This window comes from Thioclava sp. DLFJ4-1 (assembly GCF_002020145.1).
Taxonomy (GTDB): domain Bacteria; phylum Pseudomonadota; class Alphaproteobacteria; order Rhodobacterales; family Rhodobacteraceae; genus Thioclava; species Thioclava sediminum.
In genome coordinates this window covers 106,058-118,901 of the sequence record NZ_MPZT01000004.1, presented here as the reverse complement: position 1 = coordinate 118,901, position 12,844 = coordinate 106,058, and the positions used below count along the sequence as shown (strand labels likewise).

The 12,844-nt window shown below is 65.2% G+C and carries 14 protein-coding genes and 1 tRNA gene; 12 read left to right on the top strand and 3 right to left on the bottom strand.

Features of this window, described 5'->3' with window-relative positions:
* Positions 1-166: 166 nt before the first annotated feature.
* Positions 167-256, bottom strand: a tRNA-Ser gene (locus BMI85_RS13505).
* A 182-nt stretch (positions 257-438) separates the two neighbouring features.
* Here BMI85_RS13505 and BMI85_RS13500 point away from each other — a divergent pair.
* From BMI85_RS13500 to BMI85_RS13470, 7 genes are all read left to right on the top strand, one after another.
* Positions 439-1,404: an SPOR domain-containing protein gene (locus tag BMI85_RS13500; protein WP_078601872.1), complete on the top strand. Its 966-nt coding sequence runs from the start codon at positions 439-441 to the stop codon at positions 1,402-1,404.
* Between the two features lie 15 nt (positions 1,405-1,419).
* Positions 1,420-2,595 (top strand): D-alanyl-D-alanine carboxypeptidase family protein, encoded by a 1,176-nt coding sequence (locus BMI85_RS13495; protein ID WP_078520229.1) that lies wholly within the window; start codon positions 1,420-1,422, stop codon positions 2,593-2,595.
* Between the two features lie 6 nt (positions 2,596-2,601).
* A complete protein-coding gene (tmk, locus tag BMI85_RS13490; protein WP_078601662.1) occupies positions 2,602-3,216 on the top strand; it encodes a dTMP kinase in 615 nt (204 codons plus the stop codon).
* 215 nt (positions 3,217-3,431) lie between these two features.
* A complete protein-coding gene (locus tag BMI85_RS13485) occupies positions 3,432-4,556 on the top strand; it encodes a DNA polymerase III subunit delta' (protein WP_078601661.1) in 1,125 nt (374 codons plus the stop codon).
* A gap of 22 nt (positions 4,557-4,578) precedes the next feature.
* Positions 4,579-5,397 carry a TatD family hydrolase gene (locus BMI85_RS13480; protein ID WP_078601660.1) on the top strand — a complete coding sequence of 273 codons (819 nt, stop codon included), beginning with the start codon at positions 4,579-4,581 and terminating at the stop codon, positions 5,395-5,397.
* Entirely contained in the window at positions 5,394-6,197 is an 804-nt protein-coding gene (locus BMI85_RS13475) for an MBL fold metallo-hydrolase (RefSeq protein ID WP_078601659.1), read from the top strand. Before BMI85_RS13480 ends, BMI85_RS13475 begins: the two co-directional genes overlap by 4 nt.
* Positions 6,197-7,144 carry an AEC family transporter gene (locus BMI85_RS13470; protein WP_078601658.1) on the top strand — a complete coding sequence of 316 codons (948 nt, stop codon included), beginning with the start codon at positions 6,197-6,199 and terminating at the stop codon, positions 7,142-7,144. The genes BMI85_RS13475 and BMI85_RS13470 overlap by 1 nt, the downstream gene beginning before the upstream one ends.
* 116 nt (positions 7,145-7,260) lie before the next feature.
* On the opposite strand, the gene irrA is transcribed toward BMI85_RS13470, so the two are convergent.
* Positions 7,261-7,686, bottom strand: coding sequence for an iron response transcriptional regulator IrrA (gene irrA / locus BMI85_RS13465; protein ID WP_078520235.1), 426 nt, complete (start codon positions 7,684-7,686; stop codon positions 7,261-7,263).
* A gap of 151 nt (positions 7,687-7,837) precedes the next feature.
* On the opposite strand from irrA, the gene fabA reads away from it, so the two are divergent.
* From fabA to BMI85_RS13440, 5 genes are all read left to right on the top strand, one after another.
* Entirely contained in the window at positions 7,838-8,347 is a 510-nt protein-coding gene (fabA, locus tag BMI85_RS13460; protein WP_078520236.1) for a bifunctional 3-hydroxydecanoyl-ACP dehydratase/trans-2-decenoyl-ACP isomerase, read from the top strand.
* A 31-nt stretch (positions 8,348-8,378) separates the two neighbouring features.
* Entirely contained in the window at positions 8,379-9,608 is a 1,230-nt protein-coding gene (fabB, locus tag BMI85_RS13455) for a beta-ketoacyl-ACP synthase I (RefSeq protein WP_078520237.1), read from the top strand.
* Positions 9,609-9,650: 42 nt separating this feature from the next.
* Entirely contained in the window at positions 9,651-10,439 is a 789-nt protein-coding gene (locus BMI85_RS13450) for an SDR family oxidoreductase (protein WP_078520238.1), read from the top strand.
* A 256-nt stretch (positions 10,440-10,695) separates the two neighbouring features.
* Complete coding sequence (locus BMI85_RS13445; RefSeq protein ID WP_078601657.1) at positions 10,696-11,475, top strand: pyrroline-5-carboxylate reductase dimerization domain-containing protein; 780 nt, start codon at positions 10,696-10,698, stop codon at positions 11,473-11,475.
* Between the two features lie 51 nt (positions 11,476-11,526).
* The gene (locus BMI85_RS13440) at positions 11,527-12,198 is read left to right on the top strand and encodes a haloacid dehalogenase type II (protein WP_078601656.1); all 672 of its coding nucleotides are present in this window, start codon (positions 11,527-11,529) and stop codon (positions 12,196-12,198) included.
* Between the two features lie 7 nt (positions 12,199-12,205).
* Here BMI85_RS13440 and BMI85_RS13435 read toward each other — a convergent pair whose 3' ends face one another.
* Positions 12,206-12,796 (bottom strand): hypothetical protein, encoded by a 591-nt coding sequence (locus tag BMI85_RS13435; RefSeq protein WP_078601655.1) that lies wholly within the window; start codon positions 12,794-12,796, stop codon positions 12,206-12,208.
* Positions 12,797-12,844: the final 48 nt, after the last annotated feature.

The following is a 12,844-nucleotide window of genomic DNA, read 5'->3' as shown; positions in this document are numbered from 1 at the left end:
AGCTGTTCCCAAAGCAGACTGCCCGCAAATTGAGCGCAACCCGGATGCTCAGGCAGGTCTCGCCCTCCTTCGAGGTGTGATGTTCTGAGAATGAGCCCTCACCCCCTGCTGGCGGAGGCTTTCCCGGCATACGACGGGATCGTTCTTGGGCATGGAAGCGATGCGCTGGCGGAGGAGGTGGGATTCGAACCCACGGTAGGCTTTCACCTACGTCGGTTTTCAAGACCGGTGCATTAAACCACTCTGCCACTCCTCCGACCGGCTTCGCTTAGACCGCTTCACGCGATTCTGAAAGTCTTGCGCGCCGTTTTCCGCGCGTGGGCGTTGGGGCAGCTTTTCACGGGCTCTGCAAATCGCTAGGATCGCGCGTAACGCATGGCGCAAGCGGTGCTGACGCGCAGGCAAGAGGCGGGCAAACCGCGCGAAAAGGGGCACAGGATGACTGAGCAGAAGAAGATGACGCGCAAGCGGGTGACGGGCTTTGCCCTGATGCTGGGCGCGGGGATCGCGCTGGCAGGCTGTCAGGAAAGCGGCGGCTCCCCGTTCGGGATGTTCAAGAAGAAGCCTGCGGACGAGACCGTAAGCCCCGGCGACGCCGAGACCGTCACCGAAAACGGCCAGAAGATGATCGAGCGCGACGTCGAAGCGCCGCAGGTCTTCTCGGTCGACGAAAAGGGCCTCTGGGACGGGCGTCCCTCGCTGGGCGGCGTCTGGGTCGCGCATCCGAACGTGAAAGACCCCGAGCGGGTGATCATCCGCAACCCGTCGAACGGCAAATTCGTGATCGGGGCGCTGTTCAAGCGCGAGACCGACAATCCCGGGCCGAAACTGCAGGTCAGCTCGGATGCGGCCGATGCGCTGGGGCTGCTGGCGGGCGCGCCGACCGAGCTCTCCGTCGTGGCGCTGCGCCGCGAGACGGTTCCGGTCAAGGAAGACAAGCCCGCGCCGCTCGTCGACAAGCCGGTGATCGCGGCCCCTGAAGAGGTGGAGCAGAAATCGCTCGACGAGGTAACCTCGACCGCAGCGGCCGGCATCGCCAAGGCCCAAGGCACGCCGAAGCCCGCAGCGAAACCAGTCAAGCCCGCAATCGGTGCGGCCCCTGCCCCGGCGCCCGCCCCCGCAGCCCCGGTAGCTGCGGCAACTCCGCAGCCGAGCACGCCGAAAATGAGCACCGGCGCGGGCTATATCCAGATCGGCATCTTCTCCGTCGAGGCGAATGCGAAACGCGCCCAGAGCCAGATGGCCAAGGCGGGCGTTATCGCCGAGATCAAGAAGGAACAGAGCCATTCCAAGACCTTCTGGCGCGTGATCGCGGGCCCTGCGCCCACGAAATCCGACCTCGACGCGCTCAAGACCAAAATTCACGGGCTGGGCTATCCCGACGCCTACCCCGTCTCGAAATAGGACTACGCAGAAGATATGACCTTCATTCGCCTGATCGCCGCCACGCTTGCAGCCTGCCTGTTCGCCCTGCCCGCCGCCGCCTTCGACACCAAGGCCCATGCGGCTTGGGTCTATGACCTGTCGACCAAGACCGTTTTGATGGCGAAGAACGCGGACATCCCGCTGCCCCCGGCGTCGATGTCGAAGCTGATGACGCTCGATCTGCTGTTCGAGGCGCTGGAAGACGGCCGGGTCACGATGGACACGACCTTCCCGGTCTCGGAACACGCGCAGTCGATGGGCGGCTCGACGATGTTCCTCAACACGACCGACCGCCCCACCGTGCGCGATCTGATCCAGGGCATCATCATCAACTCCGGCAACGACGCCTGCGTCGTGGTGGCCGAGGGGCTGGCGGGATCCGAGTCCTCCTTCGCCGACCTGATGACCGAGCGCGCGCATGAGCTGGGCATGAAGAACTCGATGTTCGCCAACTCGAACGGCTGGCCCGACCCCGGCCAGCGCATGTCGGTTCATGATCTCGGCATCGTCGCGAGCCGGATCATCACCCATTTCCCGCAATATTATCACTTCTTCAGCGAGACCCATTTCAACTATAAGGATCGCGCCCCGGCCAATGCCGAGAACCGCAATCCTCTGCTGGACATCCGCGCCGCCGACTGGAAGGCCGATGGCATGAAGACCGGCCACACGCAGGAAGCGGGCTACGGTCTCGTAGGCTCCGCGGTGATGGGCGAGCGCCGCATCGTCTTCGTGCTGGCAGGCATGCCCTCCGAGCAGTCGCGCCGATCGGAAGGCGAAGCGGTCGCGAACTGGGCCTTCCGTCAGTTCGTGATGAAGGACGTGGCGAAGGCGGGCACCCAGCTCGCCGAAGCGCCGGTCTGGCTGGGCGGCAAATCCACCGTCGGCCTTGCGCCGAAAACCGACCTGTCGCTGCTGGTCCCCGCGGGTTCGAAGGACAAGGTGACTGCCGAGGCCGTGTTCAAAGGTCCGCTGCAGGCCCCGATCAAGCAGGGTCAGGAAGTCGGCAAGCTGGTGATCACCGTGCCGGGCCTCGACAATGCCAACGAAGTGCCGCTCGTCGCCACCGAGGACGTCAAGAAAGGCGGCTTTGTCGTGCGCGTGAAAGCGGCGCTGGCACGGCTGTCGGGCAAGGCGTTCGAGGCGGCGATGGAACGGGTGAACAGCTAAGCGCGCATGTTCATCAGCTTCGAGGGGATCGACGGATCGGGTAAATCCACACAGGCGCGGATGCTGGCCGAAACCCTGCGGGACGCGGGGCGCGAGGTCGTTCTGACGCGCGAACCCGGTGGCTCTCCCGGGGCCGAGGAAATCCGCCGTCTGGTGCTTGAGGGCGATCCCGACCGCTGGTCCGCGGAGACCGAGATCCTTCTGTTCACCGCCGCCCGCCGCGACCATCTGGAGCGCGTGATCGAACCAGCGCTCGCCGCAGGCAAGGTGGTGATCTGCGACCGTTTCGCGGATTCCACGCGGATGTATCAGGGCCTCTCGCGCGGCGATCTGCGCGCGGTGGTCGATCAGCTGCACGCCCTGATGATCGGGCGCGAGCCGGACCTGACCGTGCTGATCGACATCGACCCCGCTGTGGGGCTGTCGCGCGCCAAGGGGCGGCAAGGCACCGAAGAGCGGTTCGAGGATTTCGGCGTCGGCCTGCAGGAAAAGATGCGCGCGGGCTTCCTGTCGCTGGCGAAAGAATTTGCGCCCCGCTTCCGCGTAATCGACGGCGCGCGCGAGGCCGACGCGATTGCCGCCGATGTGCTGAGTGCCGTGCAGGCGGAACTGCAGAGCTAAGGGCAGCGCCAGACCCTCGGGTGGGCGCTTCGCAACGTTGGTGGCTTGGCGTTTTATCTCGAAAGCCCAGGAAAACCCGCGTGCCCTCGATGTCATCGCCAATGCGCCCTCCCGGTGGGAGGGTCGGGCGCGGCCCGGGGCTGGTCGCCCCGCGCCGACAGCATTCCGCAAAAACCCCGCTGGAAACCGCCCGCGCGCGCAACTAGAGTGCCGCCATGAGCCTCGCCGACCTTCCCGATCCAACCCTTGCGCCAGGTGCGCGACACCCGCGCGACACGCTGCGTCTGGTCGGTCAGACGCGGGCCGAAGAGGATTTCCTCGACGCGTTCAACATGGGGCGGCTGCATCACGGCTGGCTGCTGACCGGGCCGCGCGGTGTGGGCAAGGCGACGCTCGCTTGGCGGATCACCCGCTTCCTGATGACCCAGCCGGAGGACAATGGGCCTGGCCTGTTCGGCGAGCCGGAACAACCCACCAGCCTCGATCCCGATCCGAACCACCCGGCGCTCAGCCGTATCCACGCCGGATCGGAGCCGGGCATCTTCGTGCTCAAGCGCGGCGCGAACGCCACCGAATCCGCGCTGTCACAGGACATTCGCGTCGATGAGGTGCGCAAGCTGCGCTCCTTCCTGCATCTGTCTGCCGCCGAGGGCGGGCGGCGCGTGGTGATCATTGACGCCGCCGACGAGATGAACACCCAGGCCGCCAACGCGGTGCTGAAACTGCTCGAAGAGCCGCCGCCGCGCGTCACCTTCCTGCTGATAGCGCATCAGCCCGCGCGGCTCCTGCCGACGATCCGCTCGCGGTGCCGCGAATTGCGGCTGGGCACGCTCACACCCGATCAGATGGAAGCCGCCATTGCCGCCGCCGAAGAGGAAGGCGAGCCGCCAGATCTCGACCACCACGCGCTGGCCGCGCTGTCGGGTGGATCCGTGGGCGCCGCGATCCGGCTGATCAATCAGGACGGCATGACGACCTATGCCAAGCTCGTCGATCTGATGGGCACCCTGCCCCGACTCGACCGTCTGGGCGCGTTGGCGCTGGCCGAAAGCTGTGTCGGCAAGGCGAACGAGAACCGCTTCATCCTCGTCCTGAACCTGATCGACCTCTTTCTCTCGCGTACCGCGCGCGCGGGTGTGTTGGGCCCGGCGCATCCCGAAGCGGCGCCCGGCGAGGCGCAGCTTCTCGCACGATTGTCGCCTGACGATCAGGCAGCGATGAAATGGGCTGCCCTCCATCAGAGCATGGGGGCACGTGCCGCCCACGGTCGGGCGGTCAACCTTGACCCTGCCGCGCTCGTGATGGATATCGTCTTGGAGATCACAGCCGCCGCTTCCTGATGCGGCGCGAAAGGAGCCGATTTTGACCCTCCCGCCCGAGATCACAGACAGCCATTGCCATCTCGATTTCCCGGATTTCGACGGTGAGCGCGATGATATCATCGCCCGCGCCAATGCCGCCGGAGTGACGCGGATGGTGACGATCTGCACCAAGCTGAAGAACGAGCCATCCGTGCGTGCCATCGCCGAGGCGCATCGCGGCGTCTTCTACGCTGCAGGCACCCACCCGATGAGCGTGGCCGAAGAACCGATGGCCACGGTGGACGAGCTGGTGGCACTGGCGAAACACCCGAAATTCGTCGGCATCGGCGAGACCGGCCTCGACTATCACTACACCGCCGAGAGCGCCGAGGTGCAGAAAACCTCTCTGCGCCTGCATATCGAAGCAGCCCAAGAGACCGGCCTGCCGCTGGTCATCCATTCGCGCGATGCCGATGAGGACATGGAAGCAATCCTGACCGAGGGGATGAAAGCCAAGCCCTATACTTGCGTCATGCATTGCTATTCGTCGGGGCCGCGCCTCGCGCAGGTCTCGGTCGATCTTGGCTTTTACCTGTCGATGTCGGGCATCGCGACCTTCCCGAAAAGCCAGGAAGTGCGCGACATCTTCGCCGCCGCGCCGCTCGAGCGGATCCTCGTGGAAACCGACAGCCCCTATCTCGCGCCGCCGCCCTATCGCGGCAAGCGCAACGAGCCCGCCTATACCGCCCACACCGCCAAGGTCGGCGCCGATGTCTTCGGCCTGCCGCTGGAGGAATTCGCCGCCGCGACGCAGGCCAATTTCGACCGCCTGTTCTGGAAAGCCGCCGAACATGGCGAGCGCGGGAGCATCGCTGCATGAGTCGGATGCGCTTCACGATCCTCGGTTGCGGCTCCTCGGGGGGAGTGCCGCGCCTTGGCAATAACTGGGGCGAGTGCGACCCGGCGAACCCGAAGAACCACCGGCTGCGCTGTTCGATGCTGGTCGAGCGGGTCTCGCAATCGGGCACGACGCGGGTCCTGATCGACACCACGCCCGACATGCGCCAGCAGCTGCTGACCGCGGGCGTCGGCGAGCTGGATGCGGTGGTCTACACCCATAGCCATGCCGATCACGTCCACGGGCTCGACGATCTGCGCCAGATCGTCTTCAACATGCGCACCCGCCTGCCCGTCTGGGCCGATGCTGATACCGAGGCCGCGCTTCTGGACCGTTTCGCCTATGCCTTCGTCCAGCCCTCGGACAGCAATTACAAACCGATCTGCGAGCTGAAATCGATCCATCGCGAGCGGCCCTTCCAGATCACTGGCGCGGGCGGCTCGATCGAGTTTCAGCCCTTCCGCGTCGAGCATGGCAATATCGACGCGCTCGGCTTCCGGATCGGCGGGCTGGCCTATCTGCCGGACGTCTCGGACATCCCCGATGAGGCATGGGCCTATCTCGAAGGCCTCGATTGCTGGGTGCTCGACGCGCTGCGCCGCACGCCGCACCCCACCCACGCGCATCTGGCCCGCGCACTGGAATGGATCGAGCGTGCGCAGCCCGCAAGCGCGGTGCTGACCAACATGCATATCGACCTCGACCACGACACCGTCGCCGAGGAAACGCCGGATCACATTCGCCCTGCCCATGACGGGATGGTTCTGGATTTCGGTCTCTGATGAGCGTTCTGATCGACGTCATCCTGCCGGTCTTCCTCGTCATCGGCTTCGGCTATGTCGTGGCCTGGCGCGGGCTGTTCTCCGAGGGTGCAATCGACGGGCTGATGCGGTTCGCGCAGAACTTCGCCGTGCCGGTGCTGCTGGCGCGCTCGATCGCCAATCTGGACCTGACGCAGAGCTACAACTGGGCGATGATGGCGGCTTTCTACGCGGGCGCGCTGATCTCCTTCGCGATCGGGATCACCGGCGCGCGCGCGATGGGGCGCAACGGCCCGGAGAGCGTCGCCATCGGTTTCGCCTGCCTGTTCTCGAATTCGCTTCTGCTGGGCGTGCCGATCACCGAGCGCGCTTACGGCACCGATGCGCTGTCGGGCAATTTCGCGATCATCTCGGTGCACTCGCCCTTCCTCTACACGATCGGCATTCTCGCGATGGAGATGGTGCGCTCGTCGGGCACCGGCACGTCGCTGGGGCGCGTCGGGCTCAACGCACTGATCGGCGTGCTGCGGACCCCGCTGGTGATCGGCATCCTGACGGGCTTCGCGATCAAGATCCTCACCACGCTGACGGGCCAGCCCCTGCCCCATCCGATCCGCGAGGGGATGGATATGATGGCGCGCGCAGCACTGCCTGCGGCGCTGTTCGGGTTAGGGGGCGTGCTCTATCGCTATCGTCCCGAGGGCGATGCGAAGGCCATCGCGATGGTCACGGGCCTGTCGCTGATGCTGCATCCGGCGATCACCTATGGCCTCGCGCATTTCGCCTTCAAGGTGGACACGACCGCTCTGCGTTCGGCCACGCTGACGGCGGCGATGGCGCCGGGGGTCAACGCCTATCTCTTTGCGAATATCTACGGGGTGGCGCGCAGGGTCGCGGCCTCGGCCGTGCTGATCGCGACGGCGCTGTCGATTCTGACGATCTGGGGGTGGCTCGCGATCCTGCCGTGAGGTTTAGGGGCTCTGCCCCCCGTCGCCGGAGGGCGACGAAACAAGAAAAAAGGGGCTCTGCCCCTCTGGCCTGCGGCCATTCACCCCGGGATATTTTCGCCAAGAGGAAGCCGCAATCAGGCCTTGCGGACGCGGATCACCACGTCGACGCGGGTGATCTCGGCGCCCTCAGGAGCCTGCGGGATCGAGGCGAGTTTTAACTCCTCGGCCGGGGCATCCGACAGGCGGTTGTCGTCTTCCCAGAAGAAATGCGGATGATCGTCCATGCGCGTGTCGAAATAGCTCCGCGCGCCATCCACCGTTATCTCATGCATCAGCCCGGCATCGCAAAACGCCTTGAGCGTGTTGTAGACGGTGGCGAGCGAGACCTTTTCGCCCGCATCGCAGGCGGCCGCGTAGAGGCTTTCGGCCGTGACATGACGATTTTCCCCATCGCCCACGAGCAATGTGGCCAGCGCCAGTCGCTGACGGGTGGGGCGCAGCCCGCCACGGCTCAGCCAGTCCTGCCCGCGGCGCTGTTCGGTCGAATTCGTCACAGCCATGTCATGTCTCCTCGCTACCTATATGAGACTTTTCCACTCAGGTTTCAATGCAACCGCGCAGGGGCGCGGCCTGTCACCGTCGCCCTTGCGCCACGCGGCCACGCGGTGATAGAGGGATGCAAAAGCACGCCAAAACCGGGAAGGAGCGCCGATGGCTGGGTTTCCGACGAGCTTCGGGAAAGAAGATCTTCTGAAATGCGCACGTGGGGAGCTGTTTGGCCCCGGCAATGCGCAGCTTCCGGCGCCGCCGATGCTGATGATGGATCGCATCACCGACATCTCGGGCGATGGCGGCAAGCACGGCAAGGGCCATGTGGTCGCTGAGTTCGACATCACCCCGGACCTGTGGTTCTTCGAATGCCATTTCCCCGGCAATCCGATCATGCCCGGCTGCCTCGGCCTCGACGGGTTGTGGCAGCTGACCGGCTTCAATCTGGGCTGGCGTGGCTGGCAGGGTCGTGGCTATGCGCTTGGCGTGGGCGAGGTTAAGCTCACCGGCATGGTCCGCCCCGATCGTAAAATGCTGACCTACAAGGTCGATTTCACCAAGGCCATTCAGACCCGTCGCCTGACCATGGGTGTCGCCGACGGGATCGTCGAGGCCGACGGTGACGTGATCTACGAGGTCAAGGACATGAAGGTCGCGCTCTCCGAGAGCTGACCCCCATAGACAGACAAGACAGGAGGCCCGCATGCGCCGCGTCGTCATCACCGGTTTGGGCATCGTCTCGCCCATCGGCAACAATGCCGAAGAAGTCACCGCCAGCCTGAAGGCCGGCAAATCCGGCATCGTATTCGCCGAGGATTACGCCGAGCGCGGCTTCCGCAGCCAGGTCAAAGGCCAGCCGAAGATCACGCTCGAGGACCATATCGACAAGCGCAACCTGCGCTTCATGGGTCCGGGTGCGGCCTATAACTTCATCGCGATGGAGCAGGCTCTGGCCGATAGCGGTCTGGAAGAGAGCGACATCTCGAACCCGCGCAGCGGCCTGATCATGGGCTCGGGCGGTCCGTCGACCTCGAACTTCTTCGAGGCGCATCGCATCGTCATGGAGAAGGGCTCGCCCAAGCGGATGGGGCCGTTCATGGTCACCCGCTGCATGAGCTCCACGAACTCGGCCTGTCTGGCCACGCCGTTCAAGATCAAGGGCGTGAACTACTCGATCACCTCGGCCTGCTCGACCTCGGCGCATTGCATCGGCAACGGCACCGAGCTGATCCAGATGGGCAAGCAGGACATCGTTTTCGCCGGCGGCGGCGAGGAGCTGGACTGGACGCTGAGCTGCCTGTTCGACGCGATGGGCGCGATGTCGTCGAAATATAACGACACGCCCGAGCTGGCCTCGCGCGCCTTCGACGCGACCCGCGACGGGTTCGTCATCGCAGGCGGCGGCGGTGTCGTCGTGCTGGAGGAACTCGAGCACGCCAAGGCGCGCGGCGCGAAGATCTACGCGGAAGTCACCGGCTACGGCGCGACCTCGGACGGCCACGACATGGTGGCCCCCTCGGGCGAAGGCGGCGAGCGGTCGATGAAGCTCGCGGTCGGCACCCTTCCGGAAGGCCGCAAGATTTCCTACATCAACGCGCATGGCACCTCGACGCCCGCAGGCGACGTGACCGAAGTGCAGGCCGTGCGCCGCGTCTTCGGCGAGGAAAACGTGCCGAAGATCTCCTCGACCAAATCGCTCACCGGGCACTCGCTCGGCGCGACCGGCGTGCATGAGGCGATCTATTCGCTGCTGATGATGGAAAACAACTTCATCACGGCCTCGGCCAACATCACCGAGCTCGACCCGGAGATCAAACCCGAAGAGATCGCGATGGAGCGGATCGACAATGTCGAGTTCGACTCGGTCCTTTCGAACAGCTTCGGCTTCGGCGGCACCAACGCGTCGCTCGTGATGAGCAAGTATCGAGACTAACGGCAAGAACAAACGGCGACAGAAACGGCGGCAGGGACGGGAATGGCGGAACTGATGAAGGGTAAGCGCGGCCTCGTGATGGGGGTCGCCAACGAGCGCTCAATCGCTTGGGGGATCGCGAAGGCACTGGCCGAGCAAGGCGCGGAACTGGCGTTCTCCTATCAGGGCGAAGCCTTCGGCAAGCGGGTCGAACCGCTGGCCGAGAGCGTGGGCTCGAAATTCCTGCTGGATGTGGACGTGAATGACGACGCCTCGATGGACGCCGCCTTCGCCAAGCTGAAAGAGGAATGGGGCTCGATCGATTTCGTCGTTCACGCCATCGCCTATTCCGACAAGTCCGAGCTTGCGGGCCGGTTCATCAACACCACCCGCGAGAACTTCAAGAACTCGCTGACGATCTCCTGCTACAGCTTCATCGACGTGGCCAAGCGCGCCTCGGAACTGATGAACGAAGGCGGCTCGATGATCACGCTGACCTATATGGGCTCGCAGCGCGTGACGCCCTATTACAACGTGATGGGCGTGGCGAAAGCGGCACTGGAATCGGCGGTGCGCTATCTGGCAGCCGATCTGGGCCCCGACGGCATCCGCGTGAACGCGATCTCGCCCGGCCCGATGAAGACGCTGGCCGGTGCCGCCATCGGCGGCGCGCGCAAGACCTTCCGCCACACCGAGCACAATTCGCCCCTGCGCCATAACGCGACGCTGGAAGCGATCGGCGGCACGGCTGTCTATCTGCTCTCGGAATACGGCGCTTGCACCTCCGGCGAGATCATCTCGGTCGATAGCGGCTATCACGTCATGGGCATGCCCGCGGCGGAGAACCTGTAAGAAGCTCGCGCGGACGATCCGCGCCCGGAACGCGGCGAAGCCGCAGGGCGCGCGCCGGCCCGTACCGACGGGCTGGCGCATTGACACCCGCGCACACTGCTCAAACAAGCGAAGAATGTGGCTGGGATAAAGTGCCCAGCCCCCAAAGTCATGGTGCGCCACCCCACGGGCCGCCGCGCGCCCTGCTACCCATTCCCTCCCTTCCCCCCATCCCCTGCCCCGCGTTAGTCTTTCGCAAACACGCAGGGAGGCGCGCATGGCACTCGATTTCTCCATCGGCATCATCGGCTCAGGAATGCTCGGCGCAGCGATTGCCGAGGCGCTCTGTTGCGCGGAGCCCAAGTCGCTTCTGATGGCCAACCGCTCAGGCGCGCGGCCTGACATTGACGGCTTCACGCCGGAGAACGTCCTGACCGATCCGCAGGCGCTGGCAGAGGCTTGCGACGTGGTGATCCTCTGCGTGCCGCCCGCCGCAGCGAGAGACCTCACGATCGACGCGAAGGACAAGCTGGTGATCTCCGTCATGGCGGGCGTGCCACTGGCCGAGCTCACCCGCATCAGCGCCAGCCCGCGTGTAATCCGCGCCATGTCGAGCCCGGCTGCCGCGATGGGCCTCGCCTATAGCCCATGGATCGCGAGCGATGCCGTGACCGAGGACGACCGCGCCCGCACTCGCGCCATTTTTGAGGCCTGCGGGCAGACGGACGAGCTGCACGACGAGCCTCAGATCGACCTCTTCACCGCGATGACCGGCCCAGTGCCGGGCTTCATCGCGGCCTGCGCCGCCGCGATGGCGCGTCATGCCGAAGATCAGGGCGTTCCGTCCGAGATCGCCGATCGCGCCGTGCGCCAGCTATTCCTCTCCGCCGGGCAGATGATGGCCGAGGGCCCGACCCCTCAGGCCCATGTGCAGGAGATGATCGACTACGCGGGCACGACAGCGAAGGGCCTGACCACTCTGCGCGACAACGGCTTTGCCGAGCGTCTGGCCGAAGGACTGCGCGCCGCGACGCAAGCCTCGCGCGACATCTACTGACCCTTGCACCCGGCCCCGCCGACGCTAGGGTGAGGCTCGGGAGGAAATATCATGTCCATTCAGCTTTGCGTCTTCGACGCCTACGGCACGCTCTTCGACGTCGACGCCGCCGCGCGCAATCTGGCCGCCGAGGAGCCGCGCCTGACCGAGATCTGGCCGCGCCTTGCCGCCGATTGGCGCCGCAAGCAGCTCGAATATAGCTGGCTGCGCGAAGTGATGGGCGATTACGTCGATTTCTGGCAACTGACCCGCGACGGGCTCGATTGGGCGATGGCGGCGCAGGACCTCGACGATCCCGATCTGGCCGAGCGGCTGATGGCGCTTTACCGCGAATTGCCCGCCTTCCCCGAAGTGCCCGAGATGCTCGACGCGCTGCACCACCGCGGTGTGGGGCGTGCGATCCTGTCGAACGGCGCGCCGGACATGCTGGGGGCTGCGGTCCATGCGGCCGGGGTCGGGCATCTGCTCGACGAAGTGCTCTCGATCCACGAGATCGGCCATTACAAGCCGCGCGCCACCGTCTACGACATGATCGCGCAGAAGATGGGCGTCGATCCGGAGAAGACCTGCTTCGTCTCGTCGAACGGCTGGGATGCGGCGGGCGCGGCCAAGGCGGGCTTCCACGTCCTTTGGGTCAACCGCGCGGGCGCCCCGGTCGAGCGCCTGTCCTACAAACCGGCGGCGATCCTGACGGACCTGCGCGCGGTGCCCGACCACATCTGAGAGGCGCTCACTCGTCCATCTCGCGCAGCGCGCGCCGCAACCGCACCGTCTGCGCCTGAAACCCTTCCGCATCCGTGTATTCCACGAAATCGCGGTAGCGCAGATGCGGCCCCTTCACCCGATGCGCGTGCTTGATCGGGCACCAGAATTGCTCGGTTCGGCCCGCGATCTCGCGCACATAGCTCAGAAGCCCGTTGCAATAGCCGCAATAGACGCAGTTCAGCTTCTGCAGCGCGTTGAGATAGGCCAGATGCTGACGGTCGACCACGATATGATCGGCACGCTTCACCTTGGCGATGCGGTAGATCGGAAAACAGATCGCCTGATAGAGGCTCACGAAAAGGTCGAGCAGCACGAAGGGCACGATCAGCGAATAGATCACCGGGGCGGTCAGAATGACCATCGGGCGCGCATAGGACAGGAAACGCAAAAGCCCTACCCGCGCGCGCCGATGCGCATCGCGCACGCCCGCCTCGAACACCACCCGGTTGTGATCGAGCCGGAACGCCATCGCCTCGCGCCTGCGCTCCCATTCCGCTTCGATTTCGTCTTCGAGCGCACTCAGTCTTTCGTGTAATCTTTCCAGCGTGTCAGCCATGGCGATCTCCCTCTAACGCACTATGATCGCTGACAGGTCAGCAATCCA